21 protein-coding genes and 1 riboswitch are annotated in these 22,118 nt (G+C 70.2%); all 21 genes read left to right on the top strand.

The window, feature by feature from the left end; genetic code table 11:
• The first annotated feature begins 57 nt into the window (after window positions 1-57).
• The 21 genes from ACEL_RS06565 (at window position 58) to ACEL_RS06465 (ending at window position 22,093) form a co-directional block, all read left to right on the top strand.
• Window positions 58-1,059, top strand: coding sequence for a GGDEF domain-containing response regulator (locus tag ACEL_RS06565; RefSeq protein ID WP_083760632.1), 1,002 nt, complete (start codon window positions 58-60; stop codon window positions 1,057-1,059).
• Between the two features lie 111 nt (window positions 1,060-1,170).
• A riboswitch (FMN riboswitch) is annotated at window positions 1,171-1,303 on the top strand.
• Window positions 1,304-1,368: 65 nt separating this feature from the next.
• Window positions 1,369-2,469: a bifunctional diaminohydroxyphosphoribosylaminopyrimidine deaminase/5-amino-6-(5-phosphoribosylamino)uracil reductase RibD gene (ribD, locus tag ACEL_RS06560; protein WP_011720109.1), complete on the top strand. Its 1,101-nt coding sequence runs from the start codon at window positions 1,369-1,371 to the stop codon at window positions 2,467-2,469.
• A gap of 27 nt (window positions 2,470-2,496) precedes the next feature.
• The gene (locus ACEL_RS06555; protein ID WP_011720108.1) at window positions 2,497-3,252 is read left to right on the top strand and encodes a riboflavin synthase; all 756 of its coding nucleotides are present in this window, start codon (window positions 2,497-2,499) and stop codon (window positions 3,250-3,252) included.
• Window positions 3,249-4,526: a bifunctional 3,4-dihydroxy-2-butanone-4-phosphate synthase/GTP cyclohydrolase II gene (locus ACEL_RS06550; RefSeq protein ID WP_011720107.1), complete on the top strand. Its 1,278-nt coding sequence runs from the start codon at window positions 3,249-3,251 to the stop codon at window positions 4,524-4,526. Before ACEL_RS06555 ends, ACEL_RS06550 begins: the two co-directional genes overlap by 4 nt.
• Window positions 4,527-4,553: 27 nt before the next feature.
• The gene (gene ribH / locus ACEL_RS06545; RefSeq protein ID WP_011720106.1) at window positions 4,554-5,051 is read left to right on the top strand and encodes a 6,7-dimethyl-8-ribityllumazine synthase; all 498 of its coding nucleotides are present in this window, start codon (window positions 4,554-4,556) and stop codon (window positions 5,049-5,051) included.
• Window positions 5,052-5,162: 111 nt separating this feature from the next.
• Window positions 5,163-6,038, top strand: coding sequence for an ATP phosphoribosyltransferase (gene hisG, locus ACEL_RS06540; protein ID WP_011720105.1), 876 nt, complete (start codon window positions 5,163-5,165; stop codon window positions 6,036-6,038).
• 291 nt (window positions 6,039-6,329) lie between these two features.
• Window positions 6,330-7,007, top strand: coding sequence for a translation initiation factor IF-3 (gene infC / locus ACEL_RS06535; protein WP_011720104.1), 678 nt, complete (start codon window positions 6,330-6,332; stop codon window positions 7,005-7,007).
• A gap of 162 nt (window positions 7,008-7,169) precedes the next feature.
• A complete protein-coding gene (rpmI, locus tag ACEL_RS06530) occupies window positions 7,170-7,364 on the top strand; it encodes a 50S ribosomal protein L35 (RefSeq protein ID WP_011720103.1) in 195 nt (64 codons plus the stop codon).
• A 72-nt stretch (window positions 7,365-7,436) separates the two neighbouring features.
• A complete protein-coding gene (gene rplT, locus ACEL_RS06525) occupies window positions 7,437-7,811 on the top strand; it encodes a 50S ribosomal protein L20 (protein ID WP_011720102.1) in 375 nt (124 codons plus the stop codon).
• Between the two features lie 187 nt (window positions 7,812-7,998).
• On the top strand, window positions 7,999-9,006 hold the full coding sequence (locus tag ACEL_RS06520; protein WP_011720101.1) for a sensor histidine kinase: 1,008 nt from the start codon (window positions 7,999-8,001) through the stop codon (window positions 9,004-9,006).
• A 57-nt stretch (window positions 9,007-9,063) separates the two neighbouring features.
• The gene (pheS, locus tag ACEL_RS06515; protein ID WP_011720100.1) at window positions 9,064-10,161 is read left to right on the top strand and encodes a phenylalanine--tRNA ligase subunit alpha; all 1,098 of its coding nucleotides are present in this window, start codon (window positions 9,064-9,066) and stop codon (window positions 10,159-10,161) included.
• Window positions 10,162-10,163: 2 nt separating this feature from the next.
• Window positions 10,164-12,638, top strand: coding sequence for a phenylalanine--tRNA ligase subunit beta (gene pheT / locus ACEL_RS06510; RefSeq protein WP_011720099.1), 2,475 nt, complete (start codon window positions 10,164-10,166; stop codon window positions 12,636-12,638).
• Window positions 12,639-12,959: 321 nt separating this feature from the next.
• The gene (argC, locus tag ACEL_RS06505; protein ID WP_011720098.1) at window positions 12,960-13,991 is read left to right on the top strand and encodes an N-acetyl-gamma-glutamyl-phosphate reductase; all 1,032 of its coding nucleotides are present in this window, start codon (window positions 12,960-12,962) and stop codon (window positions 13,989-13,991) included.
• Between the two features lie 76 nt (window positions 13,992-14,067).
• The gene (argJ, locus tag ACEL_RS06500) at window positions 14,068-15,222 is read left to right on the top strand and encodes a bifunctional glutamate N-acetyltransferase/amino-acid acetyltransferase ArgJ (protein ID WP_011720097.1); all 1,155 of its coding nucleotides are present in this window, start codon (window positions 14,068-14,070) and stop codon (window positions 15,220-15,222) included.
• The gene (gene argB / locus ACEL_RS06495) at window positions 15,219-16,109 is read left to right on the top strand and encodes an acetylglutamate kinase (protein WP_011720096.1); all 891 of its coding nucleotides are present in this window, start codon (window positions 15,219-15,221) and stop codon (window positions 16,107-16,109) included. The genes argJ and argB overlap by 4 nt, the downstream gene beginning before the upstream one ends.
• Window positions 16,106-17,305: an acetylornithine transaminase gene (locus tag ACEL_RS06490; protein ID WP_011720095.1), complete on the top strand. Its 1,200-nt coding sequence runs from the start codon at window positions 16,106-16,108 to the stop codon at window positions 17,303-17,305. The genes argB and ACEL_RS06490 overlap by 4 nt, the downstream gene beginning before the upstream one ends.
• Window positions 17,302-18,240 carry an ornithine carbamoyltransferase gene (argF, locus tag ACEL_RS06485; protein ID WP_011720094.1) on the top strand — a complete coding sequence of 313 codons (939 nt, stop codon included), beginning with the start codon at window positions 17,302-17,304 and terminating at the stop codon, window positions 18,238-18,240. Before ACEL_RS06490 ends, argF begins: the two co-directional genes overlap by 4 nt.
• Window positions 18,237-18,791 carry an arginine repressor gene (locus tag ACEL_RS06480; protein WP_011720093.1) on the top strand — a complete coding sequence of 185 codons (555 nt, stop codon included), beginning with the start codon at window positions 18,237-18,239 and terminating at the stop codon, window positions 18,789-18,791. Before argF ends, ACEL_RS06480 begins: the two co-directional genes overlap by 4 nt.
• The gene (locus tag ACEL_RS06475) at window positions 18,788-19,993 is read left to right on the top strand and encodes an argininosuccinate synthase (RefSeq protein ID WP_011720092.1); all 1,206 of its coding nucleotides are present in this window, start codon (window positions 18,788-18,790) and stop codon (window positions 19,991-19,993) included. The genes ACEL_RS06480 and ACEL_RS06475 overlap by 4 nt, the downstream gene beginning before the upstream one ends.
• Window positions 19,986-21,455: an argininosuccinate lyase gene (gene argH, locus ACEL_RS06470; protein WP_011720091.1), complete on the top strand. Its 1,470-nt coding sequence runs from the start codon at window positions 19,986-19,988 to the stop codon at window positions 21,453-21,455. The genes ACEL_RS06475 and argH overlap by 8 nt, the downstream gene beginning before the upstream one ends.
• Entirely contained in the window at window positions 21,452-22,093 is a 642-nt protein-coding gene (locus ACEL_RS06465) for a DNA-3-methyladenine glycosylase (protein ID WP_011720090.1), read from the top strand. The genes argH and ACEL_RS06465 overlap by 4 nt, the downstream gene beginning before the upstream one ends.
• Window positions 22,094-22,118 lie beyond the last annotated feature (25 nt).

The following is a 22,118-nucleotide window of genomic DNA, read 5'->3' as shown; positions in this document are numbered from 1 at the left end:
GGGGAGGGCGCGATGACCGGCGTCGCACCGGGGCGCGAGGGGGGCGTGCCCCCGCCGATGGCCGTGCTGCCGAACGTGGACGGCGTGCAGACCGTTCTGCCGCTGGCCGGTCCGCCGCTGCCGCGGCCCATTGATCGGGGCACGGTGCTGGTCGTCGACGACGACCCGGCGATGCGGCAGTTCCTTGAAACCAATTTGCGGCTCGACGGCTACGACGTCCTCACTGCCGCGGACGGCCCGATGGCGGTGGCGATCGTCGCCACGCAGCTCCCAGACCTGGTCCTCCTGGAGGTCGGGCTGCCGGGAATTGACGGCATCGAACTCACCCGGCGCTGGCGGGAAGACAGCCGGACAGCTACCCTGCCCGTCATCATGGTGACGGCCCGCTCGTCCACCGCGGATCGGGTGCTGGGTCTGCAGGCGGGTGCGGACGATTACGTCACCAAGCCGTTCGACGTCGCGGAATTGCTGGCCCGGGTCCGCTCCACCATGCGCCGGAACGCCGAGGCGCGCGCGATGTCTCCCTTGACGAATTTGCCGGGAAATCTGCGCATCGAAGACGAGATTGCCCGTCGCGTGGCAAGCGGACGTCCGTTCGCCGTCGCCTATCTGGATCTGGACAATTTCAAAGCATTCAATGATGCGCACGGATTTCTCCGCGGCGACCAGGTCATTCTTCTTCTGGCCATGGCATTGCGCCGTGCCGTCGTCGGAGCAAAACCACCCGCTTTTATCGGGCACGTGGGCGGCGACGATTTCGTGTTGATTTGTCAACCGCATCAAGTGGAAGAGTTGTGCCGGCATGCCGTCGAGTATTTCGACGAACACGTCGAGGCGTTGCACGATCCGAAAGATGTGGAGCGGGGGTATTTGGAGGTCGTTGACCGCAAGGGTGTCGTGCGTCGCTTTCCGCTCGTCTCGGTGTCGGTGGGGGTGGCGACCAGCGAGCGGCGGACGTTTCGCGATTACCGGGAAGTGGTCGCCGTGGCGACCGAGATGAAAAGCGTTGCGAAAGCCGAACCAGGGTCGGCGATCGCCGTCGATCGGCGGGGGTACTGACCGCAGCGGATGGTCGGGGGCTGAATCGCCCTGGCCGCGGGCAGCGGATCGTCGGAGCCGATTCGCCCGGACGGCGGACGACCGGCGCCGCGTGGGATACTGGCGGGCGAAGAGCGCGCTCCGGGATCGGTGCAACTCCGAACCGGCGGTGACAGTCCGCGACCCGATGGGCTGGAGCAGCCCAGCGGTGGACCCGGTGAAATTCCGGGACCGACGGTGAAAGTCCGGATGGGAGGCAGCGCGCGGATAGCCGGTCCGCCGGCCGTTCGATGCCTCCTTCCCGGCGCGCGTCGGGCAGGAGGCATTCTCATGCAGGGTGTGGAAGCGACCGCACACGTCGCTGCGCACGAACTCGCCGCGATGCGACGGGCGCTTGCACTGGCCGAGCGGGGCCGCGGGTCGACGAGCCCGAATCCGATCGTCGGTTGCGTGGTGCTGGACGCCGCGGGTCGAGTCGTCGGGGAAGGTTTTCACCTTCGGGCGGGTGGGCCGCACGCCGAGGTCGTCGCGCTGGCCGCCGCCGGTCCGGCGGCCCGTGGCGGCACCCTCGTGGTCACCCTCGAACCGTGCCGGCACGTCGGCCGGACCGGTCCGTGCGTTGCCGAAATTCGGCGCGCCGGGATTCGGCGTGTGGTGTACGCCGTCGCCGACCCGACAGCCGCCGGCGGTGGCGGGGCGGAGCTCGCCGCTGCCGGCCTGGATGTCGTCGGCGGCGTGTTGGCTGCCGAGGCCGCTGCAGCCAACCGCGCCTGGCTGCACCGGGTTGCGACCGGCCGGCCCTTCGTTACCTGGAAGTACGCCGCGACCCTCGACGGCCGGGTCGCCGCGGCAGACGGCTCCAGCCGGTGGATCACCTCTGACGAAGCTCGGCGCGACGTCCACCTGCTGCGCGCTCAGTCGGACGCGATCGTCATCGGCACCGGAACAGCGCTTGCCGACGATCCCGCCCTCACCGTGCGGGTGGACGACGCTGCGCCGGACCTGACCCAGCCGCTCCGGGTCGTGGTCGGCCGTCGCGATCTCCCACCGGGCGCGCGACTACGCGACGATACGGCGCCTACGGTGCAGCTGCGCAAGCACGATCCAGCGGCTGTCCTCGCCCGGCTTGCGGACCGGGGCGTGCTGAGCGTGCTGCTCGAAGGCGGCCCAACACTCGCCGCCGCGTTCCTCCGAGCGCGCCTTGTGGACCGGATCGTCGCCTACGTCGCGCCGATCCTCCTCGGCTCCGGCCCGCCGCTCGTTGCTGATCTCGGCATTGCCACTCTTGCCGCCGGCCAGCGGTGGCGGATCGACGAGGTCACCCGTATCGGACCCGACCTGCGGCTCACCCTGGCGCCGGTCTCGGCCGACGCGACCGCGGCGGCGGCGCCGGGCGCGACCGTGACCCCAGCGGCTGTCGGCGTGGCCTAGGGGCATTCGGGCGCGGAGGGAGTGCAGATGTTCACCGGGATCGTCGAAGCCGTCGGTTCGATCGTTTCGATCACTGGGATGGGGGACGGCGCGGCCAGCATCGGCATCGACGTCACCGCGCTGGCCGAGGTTGACGGGCAGGCGGCACCCCGATTGCGGCGCGGGGATTCGCTCGCCGTCGACGGTGTCTGCCTCACCGTGACCGCGTTGGAGGGTTCCGTCGTCTGGGTGGACGCCATGCGCGAGACCCTGGAACGCACCACGCTGGGCGTCGCTCGGCCCGGCCGGGCGGTCAACCTGGAACGGGCCGTGTCGGCGGACGGGCGGTTCGGCGGGCACCTCGTCCAGGGGCACGTCGACACCACGGCCGAAATCGCCGCCCGCGACCGTCACGAGCACTACGACGTCGTCGTGATCACTCTGCCGGACCGGATCGCCGACTACGTGGTGTCCAAGGGCGCGATCGCGGTCGACGGGGTGTCGCTGACGGTGGTCGACGTTTGGGAGGACGCCTTCAGCGTGGGCCTCATCCCGACCACGATCGAAGCGACCACCCTCGGGCGCCGACGGGTCGGCGACCTTGTCAACCTCGAGGCCGATGTCTTTGCCAAGTACGCCGAGCGGCTCCTCTCCCGGCGGTTCGGGTGGCGCGCCGCCGGGCCTGCGGAAGCCGAGCCGACGGCGGCTCCGGTCCGACGGCCGGGGGCCGCGTCTCCGGCGTTGCACGGCCCGACAGCTGCGGCGGCCGTTGGGATGGCTGGACCGGGGGAGGTGCAGCCGTGACCGAGCCGGCGCGGTCCGAGGGCACGCCGCGGGAAGAAACCGGCGTCTTTGATCCGATTGAGAAGGCGATTGCGGAGATCGCGGCAGGACGTCCCGTGGTCGTCGTCGATGACGAGCAGCGGGAGAACGAAGGTGATCTGGTCGCTGCGGCGTCCAAGGCGACACCCGAGCTCATCGCCTTCATGGTTCGGTACACCAGCGGGGTGATCTGCGTCCCGATGGCGGGTGAGATCCTGGACCGGCTCGGCCTGCCGCCGATGACGCCGCGCAACGAGGATCCGAAGCGGACGGCGTACACCGTTTCGGTGGACGCCCGATTCGGTGTCACGACCGGCATTTCCGCCGCCGATCGAGCGCATACCATCCGGGTGCTTGCTGACTCGGCGACCGAGCCGTACGAGCTCACCCGTCCCGGGCACGTCTTCCCGCTGCGGGCCGTCGACGGCGGCGTGCTGCGGCGGCCGGGGCACACCGAGGCCGCTGTGGACCTCGCCCGGCTTGCCGGGCTCACCCCGGCGGGTGTGCTCAGCGAGATCGTCGAGGACGACGGGTCGATGGCCCGGCTGCCGTCCCTTCTTCGGTTCGCCCGCCGGCACAACCTCGCGATCATCTCCATCGCTGACCTCGTCGCCTACCGGCGGCGTACCGAGAAGTTGGTCGAACGGGTGGCCGCTACGCAGCTGCCGACCCGGCACGGGGAGTGGCAGGCGATCGGGTACCGGAGCCTGATCGAGGAGACGGAGCTGGTCGCCCTGGTGATGGGTGACCTTGGCGACGGGGAGGACGTGCTAGTCCGAGCGCACTCGGAGTGTCTGACCGGCGACGTCTTCGGCTCGCTGCGTTGCGACTGTGGGCCGCAACTGGAGGCCGCGATGAATGCCGTCGCCGACACCGGGCGTGGCGTGATCGTCTATCTCGGTGGACACGAAGGCCGGGGAATCGGCCTCCTCGACAAACTGCGGGCCTACCAACTGCAGGACGCCGGGCTCGACACGGTGGACGCCAACCTCTCGCTTGGGCTGCCCGCGGACGCGCGGGACTACAGCACGGCTGCTCACGTGCTGCGGGACCTCGGCGTCCGTTCGGTGCGGCTGCTCTCCAACAATCCGGCGAAGGCGGCTGCGTTGGAGGCCTACGGGGTGCGCGTGCTCGGGAGGATCCCCCTGCCGACGCACGCGAATCCGCGGAACCTTCGTTACCTGCGGACGAAGCGTGATCGGATGGGGCATGATCTCATCCTGCCGGCTCAGCCGGCACCCCGCGCCCCGGACTGAGCGCACCCCTTGGAGAGGAGTCGAACCGTGACCGGTGAGGGACGTCCCGACCGCGCCGTGGTCGCCGCCCATGGCATCCGCCTGGGCATTGCTGCCAGCCGGTGGAATGCCCACGTCGTCGATGCCATGGTTGAGCGGGCCATCGAGGCCGCCCGCAGCTGCGGGGTCACCACACCGACCGTGGTCCGGGTGGCGGGCGCGCTCGAACTGCCGGTGGTCGCCCTGGAGCTGGCTCACCACCACGACGCAGTCGTCGGCCTGGCCGCAGTCATCCGCGGTGCCACCCCGCATTTCGAATACGTGGCGCAGGCAGCGACGATGGGATTGACCCAGGTGGCCATCCAGACCGGCACGCCGGTGGGCGACGGCATCCTCACCTGCGACAGCATGGCCCAGGCATTGGACCGTTGCGGTCTGCCGGACAGCGCGGAGGACAAGGGCTGGGAGGCGACGGTGGCTGCGCTCGATTGCGCCCTCGTGCTCCGTGACCTCCGCAGTCGCGCGGCCGCCGGAATGCCCGGCTAGCCGCCGGCCGCGTGCGGACCAGGCGGATCTCCCGCGGCGGCAGGCGCCGGCGCAGGTGCAGCCTGGGCGGCATCGACGGCGATTGACGGAGAACGACGAGAAGGGCGACGTGTGCTTTCCCTAGTGCTTCCGAAAGGTTCACTCGAACACGCCACGCTGGAGCTTTTCGCAGCGGCTGATCTTGCGGTGAGCCGAGGGTCCGACCGCGACTACCACGCGTCCATCGACGATCCGCGGATCGATACGGTCCGGTTCCTGCGCCCGCAGGAGATTCCGACGTACGTCGCGCAGCAGCTCTTCGACCTCGGCATCACGGGCCGTGACTGGATCACTGAGACCGACGCGGACGTCGTCTCGCTTGGCGAGCTGGAGTACTCCAAGGCGACGGCGAACCCGGTGCGGATCGTGCTCGCCGTCCCGAAGGATCACCCGGCCACGTCCGGAAGCGATCTGCCTGACGGTGTGCGGATCTCCACGGAGTTTCCGGAGATCACCCGCCGCTACTTCGAGAAGATCGGCGTCAAGGCGACGATCATCCCCAGTTACGGGGCGACGGAAGCGAAGGTCCCCGACATCGTCGACGCCATCGTCGACCTCACCGAGACCGGCACGAGCCTGCGCAAGCACGGACTGAAGATCATCGACATCCTGCTGGTGTCACGCACCGAGCTCATCACCAACGCCGCGGCCTACGCAGACCCCGAGAAGCGGGCCGCGATGGAAGACATCGCACTCCTTCTCCGGGGGGCGATCCGCGCCCGCGGCAACGTGCTCCTGAAGCTCAACGTGCCGGACGACCGGCTGTCCGACGTCCTCGCGGTGCTGCCGGCGATGGGATCGCCGACGATCACCGCCCTGGCATCCGGCACGATGCACGCGGTCGAATCCGTCGTCCCCAAAAAGGGCGTCAACCGGTTGATTCCGACCCTCAAGGCGGCCGGCGCGCGGGACATTCTCGAACTGGAGATCTCGAAGATCGTCGAGTGATCGGGCGCCGGGTGACGCCGCATGCCCGGGCGCGCCCACGTGCGGGAGTTCCCACCTGCCCTGACCGCCCGGTGAACGGATCCCGCCGATCGCCTACCCAGCGGCTGGTACCCTGACTACGCGACCCGTGACGCGACCGCGTCACCGACAAGTGGAGAATCATCCCACCTCGTCGGCGGCTCCGCCGGCAGGTCAAAGCCGATCAACAGATCGGGTGACGCTTCGCGCGTCCGGCCGTCTTGTGGAGCCCCGCCGGCAGTCGGTGCGGGGCTTTCGTGTCTCACGGCACCGGTGGTCGGCCCGGCGGATCGGCGATCCGCTGAACCGGCGCCGGTGGAACAGCGCCAAGCGATCAATTGCCCAGGAGGAGGTCCCATCAGCGTCGAACCCCGTATCAACGACCAGATTCGTGCCCCTGAGGTGCGACTCGTCGGTCCCAATGGCGAGCAAGTCGGCATCGTCCGCATTGAAGATGCCCTGCGGTTGGCCGAAGAAGCTGACCTTGACCTGGTGGAGGTCGCACCGATGGCGCGGCCGCCGGTGGTCAAGCTCATGGACTACGGCAAGTTCAAATACGAATCCGCGGTCAAGGCCCGGGAGGCCCGCAAGCACCAGGCTCAGACCGTGATCAAAGAGATGAAGCTTCGGCCCAAGATCGATAATCACGATTACGAGACGAAGAAGAACCATGTTGTCCGATTCCTCAACGAGGGTGACAAGGTAAAGATCACTATCATGTTCCGAGGCCGGGAGCAGTCCCGCCCGGAGATGGGACTCCGCCTCCTCCAACGGCTGGCCGAGGATGTCGCCGACCTGGGGTACGTCGAAGCGGCTCCGAAGCTTGATGGCCGGAACATGACCATGATCTTGGGCCCGCACAAGAAGAAGTCCGAGTACCGTGCGGAGCGGGCTCGGGAGCTCGCCGCGCGGGCGGCGGAGAAGGCCGCTGAACGGGGTGCCGGGCAGTAGGCGATGATGGGGTCGCAACCTCGGTGCGTGGACGCGCACGGCGGGGGAGGCGTGGACGAACTCCGCGCGCGAATGCGCGGGAACGGCCACACCCGACCGGCGGCCGGCGTCCGGCGCGCTGCGGCCGGCAGACGACTGTGACGGGATACGAAGGGACCGGCAATGCCGAAGTTCAAGACTCATACCGGCGCGGGGAAGCGGTTCCGGGTCACCGGAACCGGCAAGCTGATGCGGCGGCGCGCCAACCGCAACCACCTGCTGGAGCACAAGCCGAGTCGCCGCACCCGGCGGCTGTGGAACGAGGTTCCGGTCGCTGCCGCTGACACCGCACGGATGCGACGGCTGCTTGGCAGGTAACCGAGCGGCTCGCGGATTGCGGCAGGCAGTGGGCGTGAGGCAGAGGTCGGTCCGAGACGAGGAAGGTGTGACGTGGCACGGGTCAAGCGCGCGGTAAACGCTCAGAAGAAGCGGCGGGTCATTCTCGAGCAGGCCAGCGGCTATCGCGGCCAGCGTTCCCGGTTGTACCGCAAGGCCAAGGAGCAGGTGCTCCACTCGATGGCGTACAGCTACCGGGATCGCAAGGCGCGGAAGGGGGATTTCCGCCGGCTCTGGATTCAACGGATCAATGCGGCGGCCCGGGCGCAGGGCATCACCTACAACCGGCTCATTCAAGGGCTGAAGCTTGCCGGGGTTGACGTCGACCGGAAGATGCTCGCCGACTTGGCAGTGCGGGACGAAGCCACCTTCGCTGCGCTCGTCGGCACGGCACGGGATGCGTTGAGCGTCGCCCCAACGAGCAGCTGACGGCTGCACGCAGGAGGCGTTCCGCACCTCTCGTCCGACTGGCCGTATGCCACTGTCTGCCGCTTTCCCACCGATTCGGAACGTTCGGTGGATGACGGGCCGTGCCCTCGCTCGATAGGGTTCCGCCGAGACGTTCGTCGCCGGGTTGGGTCACGCGGGCGATCGGCAACGTGGCGCGGGAGGTGGCATGGCCGGACCGGTCGAGGCCGAGAAGACGGCCTTTGACCTGCTGCCCGACGGCTTGTTGATCGCGGACGACGCTGGGCGGGTGGTGCTGCTCAACGAAATGGGCGCCCGTCTCCTGCAGTGTTCCGCGGATGCCGCGCTGGGCCGCGATTTCCGTTCCGTCCTGCCGTTGGTCGACACCGCCGGCCGCGACTGCGAGCGGCGGCTCCTCCTGCCCGACGGCCGCGAGCTTCTCGTCACCGCCCGGTTCGTCCGCGAAGCCCGCGGCGCTCCGGTCAGCCGATTGGTCGTGAGCTTTCGTGCGGCGGCGGCCCGGGAACGCGCCGAGCGGGACCGAGCCGAGCTGATCTCCACCGTGGCGCACGAACTCCGCTCACCCCTGACCAGCGTCAAGGGCTTCACCGCAACGCTGCTGCACAAGTGGGATCGGTTCACCGACGAACAGCGCAAGCTCATGCTCGAGACAGTGAACGCGGACGCCGACCGGGTGACCCGCCTCATCGGCGAACTGCTGGACGTCTCCCGAATCGACGCCGACCGTCTTGAACTCCATCGCCAGGTGGTTGACGTCGGCGCCGCGGCGGCGCGGGTGGTGGCAGGCCGCGTGGCGGCCGGCGAGTCTCCGCAGCGGTTCTCCGTGATCGTCGACGGCGAGCTGCCGGAGGTCTGGCTCGACCCCGACAAGCTCGATCAGGTTCTGGCCAATCTGGTGGACAACGCGATTCGGCATGGTCGCGGCACGGTGACGGTCCACGTTGCACCAGCTCCGGGGGAGGGTGTCGACATCACCGTCACGGATCAGGGTGACGGCGTTCCGCCGGAGGTCCGTCCGCTCATCTTCCGTCGGTTCTGGCGCGCAGGGCGGTACGGCGGCACCGGCCTCGGGTTGTACATCGTCAAGGGTCTGGTGGAAGCGCACGGCGGCACGGTCTCGGTGGACGACGCCCCGGGTGGCGGCGCGCTGTTCCGGGTCCGGTTTCCCGCCGGCACCCCACCGTTCGCTCGGTGACCTGCTGGGCGATCCCTAGACTGCACACGGACCACGGCGCACACTCTCCCTGCTCCGATGACCGACTACGACCCCGTCGAGGTGACCCCGTTGCACGCCGAGGAGATCGAGCGCTACCGCGAGGACGCCCTGGCCGCCATCCGGGCCGCCGCCGACCTTGCGGAGTTGCAGGCGGTCCGCATCGCCCATGTCGGCGACCGGTCGCCGCTCGCCCTTGCCAACCGCGAGATCGGTGCTCTCCCGCCGCAAGCCCGGGCGGACGCCGGCCGGCGGGTGAACCAGGCCCGGGCCGCCGTCATGGCGGCATTGGCCGCCCGGGAAGCCGAGCTCCTCGCCGAGCGGGACCAGCGGATCCTCGCCGAGGAGACCGTCGACGTGTCGCTGCCGTGGGACCGGCATCCCCTCGGCGCCCGGCATCCGCTGACCACCCTGCAGGAACGGATCGTCGACGTCTTCGTCGCCATGGGATACGAGGTCGTCGAAGGGCCGGAGGTGGAAGCCGAGTGGTACAACTTCGACGCCCTCAACATTCCGCCGGACCATCCGGCGCGCAGCATGCAGGACACCTTCTGGGTGGCAAGCCCTGATTCCGGCGTTGTCCTCCGCACCCACACCTCGCCGGCTCAGGCCCGGGCAATGCTCACCCGCCGTCCGCCGATCTACGTGATCTGCCCGGGCCGGACCTACCGCACCGATGAGCTCGACGCGACCCACACCCCGGTGTTCCACCAGGTCGAAGGGTTGGTCGTCGACGAGGGGATCACGATGGCCCACCTCAAGGGCACGCTCGACGCCTTCGCCCGCGCAATGTTCGGGCCGGAGGTGGAGAGCCGGCTCCGGCCGTCGTACTTCCCGTTCACCGAGCCCAGTGCCGAGGTCGACCTGCGGTGCTTCGTCTGCCGCGGTGCGTCAGTGGACAACCCGGATGCGCCCTGCCGGACGTGCAACTCCGAGGGCTGGATCGAGTGGGGCGGCTGCGGGGTCACCAATCCGCGGGTTCTGGTCGCCTGCGGCATCGACCCTGCCCGGTACACCGCGTTCGCGTTCGGGATCGGGATCGAACGGACGTTGATGTTCCGCCACGGCGTGCGGGACATGCACGACATCGTCGAGGGCGACGTCCGTTTCACCACCGCCTTCGGTGTGGAGGTGTGACGATGCGGGTTCCGGTCTCCTGGCTTGGCGAGTACGTGGACCTGCCGCCCGGCGCATCTGGTCGCCGGATCGCCGATGCCCTGCTGCGCATCGGGCTGGAGGTCGAGGCCGTCGAACCGCTGGGCGCCGATCTGGCCGGTCCGCTGGTCATCGGGCAGGTCGTCGGCATCGACGAATTCGTCGCCTCCAACCGGAAGACCATCCGCTACTGCCAGGTGGACGTCGGCGAGGCCGGCACCCGCGGAATCATCTGCGGGGCGCAGAACTTCCGCGTCGGGGACAAGGTGATCGTCGCCCTGCCGGGCGCGGTCCTGCCCGGCGGCTTCGCCATCGAGGCGCGGAAGGCCTACGGTCACCTCTCCGACGGGATGATCTGCTCCGCCCGGGAGCTGCGCATCGGTGACGACCACACCGGCATCGTGGTGGTCGACCCGGATGCTCCGGTGGGCGTGGACGCCGCGAAGGCCCTCGATCTTCGCGACGACGTCCTGGACATTGCGGTCAGCCCGGACCGCGGCTACTGCCTGTCGGTCCGGGGTGTCGCGCGCGAATTGGCCGTTGCGCTCGACACCGGCTTCCGTGATCCAGCGGAGGTCCAGCTCCCGCCGGGCGCAGGCACCGGTAGGCCGGTTCGGATCGAGGATCCGGCCGGCTGTGACCGTTTCGTGGCCTGGACGGTGACCAGCATCAACGCCGCCGCGCGCACGCCGTTCGTCATGCGCCGGCGGCTGTGGGCCTGCGGGATGCGGCCGATCTCTCTCGCCGTCGACGTGACGAACTACGTGATGCTCGAGCTCGGCCAGCCGTTGCACGCCTATGACGCGACCAAACTCCGCGGCCCGATCGGCGTCCGGCGCGCCCGGTCGGGAGAGCGGCTCACCACCCTCGACACCGTGGACCGCACGCTGGACCCCGGTGATCTGCTCATCGTGGACGACTCCGGTCCGATCGGCCTGGCCGGGACGATGGGCGGCGCAACCACCGAAATCGACGCGACCAGCACGGACGTCGTCCTCGAAGCAGCGCACTTCGACGCCGTATCGGTTGCCCGGATGGCCCGCCGGCACAAGCTCGCGACTGAAGCGTCCCGGCGGTTCGAGCGCGGCGTCGATCCGCAGCTGCCGCCGGTCGCCGCCGCCCGGGCTGCGGACCTGCTCGCCCGGCACGGTGGCGCTCGGATCGGTGCGGTGACTGATGTCGGTGCGCCAGCAGCGCCCGCGGTCATCACCATCCCGGCAGATCATCCCGACCGGGTGGCTGGTCTCGACTACGGGCCGGCCGTCGTCGTCCGCCGCCTGGAACAGATCGGCTGCCAGGTTCGGGCAGCCGGTGGGAGGTTGGACGTCGTCCCCCCGTCGTGGCGACCCGACCTCACCGACCCAAACGATCTCGCTGAAGAGGTGATCCGCCTCGAGGGATACGACCGGCTGCCGAGCGTGCTGCCCCGGGCGCCGGTCGGTCGGGGTCTCACCGAGGAGCAACGCCGGCGCCGGCTCATCGGCCGGGTACTCGCCGCCCGCGGGTACGTCGAGGTGTTGAGCTACCCGTTCATGGCGGCCGACATCCCCGACCGTTTCGGATTGCCGGCGGCGGATCTGCGCCGGCGTGCCGTCCGGCTTGCCAACCCGCTCGACGAGGGCGAGCCGCTGCTGCGGACCACGCTGCTTCCCGGGCTGTTCGCGGTCGCCCGGCGGAACCTCTCCCGAGGCGCGGCCGACTTGGCGCTCTTCGAGATCGGGGTGGTCTTCCTCGGCTCGCCGACCGGGCAATTGCGGGCCCCGCGTCCCGGGGTGGACCGGCGTCCGACGGAGGAGGAGCTCGCCGCGCTGGACGCCGCGCTGCCGGAACAACCGCTGCACCTGGCCGTCGTGCTGGTCGGCGCGATGGAACGCCGCGGCTGGTGGGGGACCGGGCGGCCGGCCGGCTGGGCCGATGCGATCGAAGCCATGCGGGAGGTGGCCGGCAGCCTCGGCGTGGCGCTGCGGGTTGCCGCGAGTGACATGGCGCCGTGGCATCCGGGTCGGTGCGCGGCTCTGGCCGTCGGCGACGGTCAGCCGATCGGCTTCGCCGGCGAACTGCATCCACGGGTCCTGGCGGCCCTGGAGTTGCCGCCCCGCACCTGTGCAGCCGAGATCAATGTGACGGCTCTGCTCAGGCAGGCAGGCGGCCCAGTCCAGGCTCCGGTGATCTCCACGTTTCCGGTCGCGAATCTGGACGTCGCCGTGGTGGTCGACGCCGGTGTCCCGGCCGCCGAGGTCGAGGCGGCGCTGCGCACCGGAGCCGGGCCGCTGCTCGAGGAGATTCGGCTCTTTGACGTCTACAGCGGGCCCCAGCTCGGAGCCGGCCGCAAATCGCTCGCCTACACCCTGCGGTTCCGGGCGCCCGACCGGACGCTTGAGACCGACGAGGTCATCGCGCTCCGCGACGCCGCGGTGGCGGAGGCCGCCCGACGGGTCGGTGCCGTCTTGCGCGGGTAGCGCGACCGGCCGCGAGCCACACCGCGGCCCTTCCCTCGGCCCGACACCCCGCCGCGGTCCTCTCGGCCCAACCCCGCCTCCGTTCCGTCGGCCCGACCCAGCCCCCGTTCTCTCCGCCCGACCCTGCGCTGCCCTTGAGCCCGCCCCCTCCACCCGTCTTGTATAGTTATGCAGTCGACTGAATAGCCCGGCCGTGTCGCCGGCCGGCGGAGCCGCCGCACCGACTCAGCGCGAACGTCCCGGGGTGGACGGGGTGACGTGCCGGTGGCGCGCCGGCGTCGTCCGCCGGGCGCACAGTGGCCGCAGAAGTAAGGAGGGGCGATGGGTGCGCGGGTCGCGGTGGCCGGGGCCAGCGGGTACTCCGGCGGCGAACTGCTCCGGCTGATTGCTGCCCATCCGGAGCTCGAGCTTGCGGTCGCGACGGCGGCGAGCCACGCCGGACAGCCGATCGGCGCGGTTCACCCGCACCTGGTCGATCTCGCTGACCAGGTCTTCGCGCCGACCGACCCCGCTGTTCTCGGCGACGCGGACGTCGTCTTCCTCGCCCTGCCGCACGGTCAGTCCGCGGCGATTGCCGCCACCCTCCCGGAGAGCGCGCTCGTCGTGGACATCGGCGCTGACTTCCGGCTCCGCGATCCGGCGGCGTGGGCGAAGTTCTATGGCGGTACGCACGCGGGTACCTGGACGTACGGACTTCCCGAACTTCCCGGGGCGCGCGCCGAGATTGCCAAGAGCCGGCGGATCGCCAACCCGGGCTGTTACGTCACCGCGGCAACGCTGGCGCTTGCCCCGCTCTTCGCCGCGCATCTCGTTGATCCCGACGATGTGGTCATCGTCGCGGCAAGCGGCACCAGCGGCGCCGGCCGCAGTCTCAAGCCGAACCTGCTTGCGAGCGAGGTGATGGGCTCGCTGGCGGCGTACAAAGTCGGGGGCGTCCACCAGCACACCCCGGAGATCGAACAGAACCTCAGCCAGGCCGCCGGCGAGCCGGTCACCGTCTCGTTCACCCCGATCCTCGCGCCGTTGCCCCGGGGCATCCTCGCCACCTGCACGGCACGGCCGAAGGCGGGGGTCGATGGCGACGCCATCCGCGCCGCCCTGGCCAACGCCTACCACGACGAACCGTTCGTCCATCTTCTTCCGCCGGACGTCTGGCCGCAGACTGCGGCGACCCTGGGGTCCAACAGCGTCCACCTGCAGGCCGCGTTTGACGAAGCGGCGCGCCGCGTCGTCGTGGTCGCCGCGCTCGACAACCTCACCAAGGGAGCGGCCGGCCAGGCCATTCAGAACGCCAACATCGCCCTCGGCTTTCCCGAGACCACCGGGCTGACCCGGAGCGGAGTCGCGCCGTGATCGCCGCCTGGTGGGGCGACCCCGGCGGATCGTCCGGCCCGTGGGGGAGGCTCGACGGAGTGCACGGGGTGGGCCGATGAGCGTCACCACGCCGGCGGGATTCCGGGCCGCCGGGGTGGCCTCCGGCATCAAGGAGAGCGGACGGCCGGATGTCGCCCTCGTCGTCAACGACGGCCCGCGTTCTGCCGCCGCCGCGCGGGTGACCCGCAATCGGATCAAGGCCGCTCCGGTGCTCTGGACCGAGCAGGTCGCCCGCGGAGGGCGGATCGGCGCGGTCGTCCTCAACTCCGGAAACGCCAACGCGTGCACCGGGCCCGATGGGTTCGCCGACGTGCACCACACCGCGGAGCTGGTTGGCGACCTGCTGGGGATTGGTGCCGCTGACGTTGCCGTCTGCTCGACCGGGATCATCGGCGTCCGGCTCCCCACCGATCGGCTCTTCGCCGGCATCCGAGCCGCGCATGCCGCCCTCGACCCCGACGGCGGCCCCGCTGCTGCTGAGGCGATCATGACGACGGACACCGTGCCGAAGCAGGTCGCCCGGACAGCGTCGTCCGGCTGGCGATTGGGCGGCATGGCCAAGGGTGCCGGCATGCTCGCTCCGGAACTCGCAACCATGCTCGTTGTCCTCACCACGGACGCCGATCTCGAACCGCACGTCCTGGACGCGGCGCTCGGTGCGGCAACCGCCGTCACCTTCGAGCGGCTTGACACCGACGGCTGCCTCTCCACGAACGACACGGTGGTGCTGCTCGCGTCCGGCGCCAGCGGCGTCCGCCCCGAGCCGGAGGAGTTCACCGCCGTGCTCGTCGACGCCTGCGCGGACCTTGCTCATCAGCTCGCCGCCGACGCCGAGGGCGCCGGCAAGTTGATCACGGTCGAGGTGCGCGGGGCTGCGAGCGAGCCGGACGCAGTCCAGGTGGCGCGGGCGGTGGCCCGCAGCAACCTCGTCAAGTGCGCCATCGGCGGCGGCGACCCGAACTGGGGCCGGATCCTCGCCGCGATCGGCACGACGACGGCTCGGTTCGAACCGGACGGCATCGATGTCGCAATCAACGGCGTCCAGGTCTGCCGGCGTTCGGCGATCGGGGAAGACCGCGCGAAGGTCGACCTGTCCGGCCGGGATGTCACGATCACCATCGAGCTGCACGCCGGCGCCGCCACCGCCCGGCTGCTCACCACCGACCTGACCGCCGCCTACGTCCACGAGAACTCGGCGTACTCGACATGAGCCGCGACCTGACCGCCGTCCAAGCCAAGGCAGCCACCCTCGTCGAGGCCCTGCCCTGGCTGGCGACCTTTCACGGCCGGACCGTCGTGATCAAATACGGCGGGCACGCCATGATCGATCCCGGACTGGCTGCCTCGTTCGCTGCCGATGTCGTCTTCCTCCGGTACGCCGGACTCCGGCCGGTGGTCGTCCACGGCGGGGGTCCGCAGATCGACGCGATGCTTCGCCGGCTCGGCATCGAACCGGTCTTCGCCGCCGGCTTGCGGGTCACCACCCCGGAGACGATGGACGTCGTCCGGATGGTGCTCGTCGGCCAGGTGCAGCGCGAGGTCGTCGGATTGCTCAACGCCCACGGTCCGTTCGCCGTCGGGGTGAGCGGTGAGGACGGCAGGTTGTTCACCGCTGTCCGGCGCAGTGCCGTGGTGGACGGCCACGACGTCGATCTCGGCCTTGTCGGCGAGATCACCGAAGTGAACCCCACGGTGATCCAGAGCCTGCTGGACGACGGTCACGTGCCGGTGGTCTCCTCGATCGCCGGCGGGGTGGACAGCGACGGGCGGCGCTGCGTGTACAACGTCAACGCCGACACGGCCGCCGCTGCCCTTGCGGTCGCGCTTGGTGCCGAGAAGCTGGTCGTTCTCACTGACGTCGAAGGGCTCTTCGCCGATTGGCCGAACACCGACGAGGTGATCAGTCGGCTCACCGCGGACGAGTTGGAGAAGCTGCTTCCCGGCCTGGCCGCCGGCATGATCCCGAAGATGGAGGCGTGCCTGCGAGCGGTCCGCGGCGGGGTCGCGGCGGCGCACGTGCTGGACGGTCGGGTGCCGCACGCCATCCTGCTGGAGATCTTCACCGATGAGGGTGTGGGAACCATGGTGGTGCCATGACGACGACCGCTCACGACGAGCTCCTCGCCGGGTTCGCGGAGGTCTTCATGCCGACCTACGCGCCGACTCTCGCGATCGACCACGGGGTGGGGTGCACCGTGGTCGACGTCGACGGACGCCGCTACCTGGACTTGATCGGTGGGATCGCGGTGAGCGCGCTGGGTCATGCGCACCCCGCCATCGTCGATGCGGTCTGCGGCCAGGTCCGCCGGATTGCGCACACCAGCAACCTCTACGCGCACGCACCGGGCGTCGCGCTGGCCCGGCGGCTCATCGAGCTTGCCGCCCCGGATGGAGACGCGCGGGTGTTCCTCGCGAACAGCGGCGCGGAGGCAAACGAAGCAGCGATCAAGTTGGCCCGGAAGGTGGCCGGCCCGGCCCGACCGGTTTTCGTGGCGGCAGAGCAGGCGTTTCACGGCCGCACCCTGGGCGCGCTGGCCCTCACCGCCAAGCCGGCATTCCGTGAGCCGTTCGCGCCGTTCGGCCTCGAGGTGCGGTTCGTGCCGTACGGCGACGTCGACGCGCTCAGCCGGGCGGTCACCGGGCAGGTCGGCGCGGTCGTGCTGGAACCGATCCTCGGCGAGGCCGGAGTGATCGTCCCGCCGGATGGCTACCTGCGCGCGGCCCGGGAGATCTGCGATCGAGCGGGTGCGGCGCTCATCATCGATGAGATCCAGACCGGGATCGGCCGGACCGGCACGTGGTTTGCCTATCAACGCGAGGGGATACGCCCAGACATCCTGACCCTGGCCAAGGGACTCGGCGGGGGCCTGCCGATCGGGGCGTGCATCGGTTTCGGCCGGTACGCAACCGGTTTCGCCAAGGGTGATCACGGTTCGACGTTCGGCGCCAATCCGATCGCCTGCGCCGCGGCCCTCGCCGTCCTGCAGACCATTGCGGACGACGACCTGCTCGGGCACGTCGCAGCAGTGGGCGACCGGCTCCGCGCAGGGATCACCGGCCTTGGTCACCCGGCGATTGCCGAAGTGCGCGGCCGCGGTCTGCTGATCGGCATTGCACTCCGCGACCTACCGGCTCCAGCGGTGGAGGCGGCCTGCCGTCGCGCCGGCTTCCTCGTCAATGCCATCGCACCGCACACGATCCGGCTCGCACCGCCGCTCATCGTGTCCGCGGCAGAAGTGGACCGGTTCATCACCGCGCTGCCCGGCATCCTTGAGGAGGTGGTGGGCTCGTGATCCGGCATTTCCTCGCCGACGACGACCTCACGCCGAGCGAGCAGGCGGCGGTGCTCGACGAAGCGGCCCGGTTGAAGAAGGACCGGTACGCCGCCCGCCCGCTGACCGGCCCGCGGTCGGTGGCCGTGGTGTTCGAGAAGCCGTCAACGCGCACCCGGGTCTCCTTTGAGGTAGCGATCACCGAACTGGGTGGGCAGCCGGTCGTGCTGGACGCCGTCGGCTCCCAGCTCGGCCGCGGCGAGCCGATTGAGGACACGGCGCGGGTGCTCTCCCGTTACGTCGCCGCGATCGTGCTGCGGACCTTCGGTCACGACCGGATCACCACCCTGGCCCGGTACGCCACGGTGCCGGTGGTCAACGCACTCTCCGACGCCTATCACCCGTGTCAGGCGCTCGCCGACTTGCTGACGATCCGCGAGCGGAAGGGCGGATTGGACGGCGTCCGGCTCGCCTATGTCGGCGACGGGAACAACGTCGCCTGCTCGCTGCTGGTCGCCGGTGCAATGGCCGGCCTGCACGTGACGGTTGCCAGTCCGGCCGGCTACCAGCCGCCGCCGGCCGTGGTGGCGCGGGCCGCGGAGATCGGTGAGCAGACCGGCGGGCGGGTCGAGGTGGTCGACGACCCGCGGACCGCCGCCCGGAACGCAGATGTGCTGTACACCGACGTCTGGACGTCGATGGGCCAGGAGGAGGAAACCGCAGCCCGGCGCCGCGCGTTCGCCGGCTTCACCGTCGACGACGACCTGCTCGCCCTAGCGGCCGACGATGCGATCGTCCTGCACTGCCTGCCGGCGCATCGCGGCGAGGAGATCACCGCATCCGTGCTGGAGGGACCGCAGTCGGCGATCTTCGATCAGGCGGAGAACCGGCTGCACACGGCCAAAGCGCTGCTCAGCTTCCTCCTTGACGCGGCGGGCGGCAGGGGCATCCCATGACCACGGCCACGCCGGGTACCAAGGCTGCCCGGCACGCACGGATCCGGGAGTTGCTGGCCGCCCGGTCGATCCGCTCCCAGCACGAACTAGCGGAACTGCTGGCGGCCGAGGGATTCTTGGTCACCCAGGCGACCCTGTCGCGGGATCTCGAGGAGATCGGTGCGGTTCGCCTCCGCTCCGTGGACGGCGGGTTCGTCTACGTCGTGCCATCGACCGAACCGCCGGCGGCCTCCGCTGCGGGCCGTCTGGCCCGGCTGGCTGCCGAGCTGCTGATCTCCGCTGAGCCGAGCGGAAACCTTGTCGTCGTCCGGACCCCGCCCGGCGGGGCGCATCTGCTCGCTTCGGCGATGGACCAGGCTGGGTTACCCGACCTGCTGGGCACGGTGGCCGGCGACGATACGGTGCTGTGCGTCGTCCGCCGGCCGGACGGGGGCGCGGCACTTGCCCGCCGCCTCCTTGACCTCGCCCAACGGCGTGGTGCGCTGACCCGGGCCCGTAAGAGGTCGGCATCCCCGCATGCCGGAGCTGAACACGAAGGAGAGATTCGATGACCGAGCGCGTCGTCCTCGCCTATTCAGGCGGGCTGGATACCTCCGTCTGCATCGGGTGGATCACCGAGCAGACCGGAGCTGAGGTGATCGCCGTGGCGGTGGACGTCGGCCAGGGCGAGGACATGGAGGTGATCCGCAAGCGGGCTCTGGCCTGCGGGGCGGTCGAAGCCGAGGTGATCGACGCGCGTGCGGAGTTCGCCGCGGACTACTGCGTTCCTGCGCTCCGGGCGAATGCCCTGTACATGGGCCGGTATCCGCTGATCTCCGCGCTCTCGCGACCGTTGATCGACAAGCACCTGGTCGCCGCCGCGCATCGGCACAAGGCGACGGCCGTAGCGCACGGCAGCACCGGCAAGGGCAACGACCAGGTCCGGTTCGAAGTGGGCATCGGGTCGCTCGACCCGGAGCTTCGGATCCTCGCCCCAGTCCGGGACTCCGGGATGACCAGGGACCGGGCCATCGCCTTCGCGGAAGCCAAGGGACTCCCGATCGAGGTGACGAAGAAGTCGCCGTACTCGATCGATGCCAACCTCTGGGGCCGGGCGATCGAAACCGGGTTCCTGGAGGACATCTGGAACGCTCCCATCGAGGAGATCTACGCCTACACCGCTGATCCGGCCGTGCCGCGCCCCGCCGATGAGGTGGTGGTCTCCTTCTCGGACGGCGTCCCGGTCGCGATCGACGGACGCCCGGTGAGCCCGCTGGAGGCGATCACCGAGCTGAACCGCCGGGCCGGGGCGCAGGGTGTCGGCCGGATCGACCTGGTCGAGGACCGTCTCGTCGGGATCAAGAGCCGCGAGGTGTACGAAGCGCCGGGGGCCGTCGCTCTGATCACCGCCCATCAGGAGCTGGAGAACGTCACCGTCGAGCGGGATCTCGCCCGATTCAAGCGCCTTGTCGATCAACGCTGGGCTGAACTCGTCTACGACGGGCTCTGGTTCTCCCCGCTCAAGCGGGCGCTCGACGCGTTCATCGACACCGCGCAACGTCATGTGACCGGCGACATCCGGCTTGTCCTGCACGGCGGCCGGGCTGTGGTGACCGGACGGCGCAGCCCGCAGGCGTTGTACGACTACCGGCTCGCCACGTACGACACCGGAGACCTCTTCGACCAGTCGTTGGCGAAAGGCTTTGTCGAGCTGTGGGGGCTGCCCAGCCGGACGGCGGCCCGCCGGGACCTTGCGGCAGGCGCCGGTGAGTGAGCCGTCGGCGGCGGTCGGTCAGCGCCCCGGCGGCGAGTCGGCCCCGGCGCATCGCCTCTGGGGAGGACGGTTCACCGCCGGGCCGGCGGAGTCGGTGGCCGCGCTCTCCCGGTCGATCGACGTCGATTGGCGGTTGGCTCGTTACGATCTTCGCGCATCGAAGGCGCATGCCCGGGTTCTCGCCGCCGCCGGTCTCCTGGACGCCGACGAGCTCGCCCAGCTCCTCGCCGCCCTCGACGAGCTGGATCGCGCGTGTGCATCAGGAACCTTCCAGCCGGCGGCCGCGGATGAGGACGTCCACACCGCGCTGGAGCGGGCCCTGCTGGAACGACTCGGACCGCTCGGCGGCAAGCTCCGGGCCGGGCGGAGTCGCAACGACCAGATCGCCACCGACCTCCGGCTCTACCTGCGAGATCACGTACGGCTGTTGGTCCGCCGGCTGGTCGATCTGCAGTGGGCGTTGGTGGACCAGGCCGAGCGTCACCTCGACCTCCCTGCGCCGGGAATGACCCACCTCCAGCACGCGCAACCGGTCCTCTTCGCCCACCACCTCCTCGCGCACGTGGCTGCGTTTGCCCGGGACGTCGACCGGTTCCGCGACTGGGACCGCCGCGCGGCGATCTGTCCGCTCGGCGCAGGCGCGCTCGCCGGTTCGTCGCTGCCGCTCGACCCGCACGCGGTCGCGGCCGAACTTGGGTTCACCGCACCGGCGGCCAATTCGATCGACGCGGTGAGCGACCGGGATTTCGCGGCGGAGTTCGCCTTCGCCGCGGCGTTGGTCGGCGTCCACCTCTCCCGACTGGGCGAGGAGATCGTGCTCTGGTGCAGTCAGGAGTTCGGCTGGGTGGAGCTGGACGACGCGTACGCGACCGGTTCGTCGATCATGCCGCAGAAGAAGAATCCGGACGTCGCCGAGCTGGCCCGGGGCAAGGCCGGGCGGCTGATCGGCAATCTGACCAGCCTGCTCACGATGCTCAAGGGTCTTCCGCTGGCATATGACCGGGACCTGCAAGAAGACAAATTCCCGGTCTTCGATTCCCTCGATACCTTGCTGCTCGTCCTGCCCGCCATGACCGGCCTCGTCGCCACCATGCGGGTGAAGGCCGACCGGGTGGCGGCCGCTGCTCCGGCCGGGTTCTCCCTGGCGACCGACGTGGCCGAGGCGTTGGTACGCCGGGGCGTGCCGTTCCACGAGGCGCATCAGGCGGTCGGCCGGCTGGTGGCGTGGTGCGCGGCCCACGGAACCGATCTGTCCGCGGTGGACGACGATCAGCTCGCCGAGATCTCGCCGTACTTCACGCCGGAGAATCGCGCGGAGGTGCGCACCGTTCTGAGCGTCCGCGGGGCGATCGGTGCCCGGGCGGCGTACGGCGGAACCGCACCGGAGCGGGTGGCCGAGCAGCTCGCCGCCGTCCGGGCCGCGCTCGCTGACTCCGCTGCCTGGGCTGACGCCGCGCCGTGACACCGATTCCCCGGGAGTTCTTCGCCGCGGACGCGCTGGCCGTTGCGCCGCGGTTGCTGGGATGCCTAGTGCGGCACCGGACGACGTCCGGGTCGGTGACCGTCCGGCTCACCGAGGTGGAGGCGTATCTCGGGGAGTGTGATCCTGGCTCGCACGCCTACCGGGGGCGGACGCCGCGCAATGCCGTGATGTTCGGACCCCCCGGGCACGTCTACGTCTACTTCACGTACGGCATGCACTACTGCATGAACCTGGTCTGCAGTCCGGAGGGGACGGCGTCGGCCGTCCTGCTGCGCGCCGGCGAAGTGGTTGCCGGCCTCACCCTGGCGCGATCACGGCGTCCCGGCATCCCGGACCGTGACCTCGCCCGCGGTCCGGCGCGTCTCACGGTCGCCCTCGGCATCGACAAGACGCACAACGGGGTGGATGCCTGCGCTCCGGGCAGCTGCCTTGCGCTCGAATTCCGGGATCCGATCCCGGAGGAGATGATCTGCTGCGGTCCGCGGGTTGGGGTCACCGCGGCCGCCGATGTTCCGTGGCGGTTCTGGATCCGCGGCGAGCCAACTGTCTCGGCGTACCGGCCGCACGTCCGCCGCCGGCGGGCTCCTTCTCGCGCCGAAGCCGGCAGCCGGGGCTGACCATGCGTTGGCGCCGTGACGATCT

It is taken from the genome of Acidothermus cellulolyticus 11B, assembly GCF_000015025.1.
In the GTDB taxonomy this organism is placed as follows: Bacteria; Actinomycetota; Actinomycetes; order Acidothermales; family Acidothermaceae; genus Acidothermus; species Acidothermus cellulolyticus.
The sequence above is the reverse complement of the archived record's forward strand: the minus strand, read 5'-3'. Positions and strand labels throughout refer to the sequence as shown.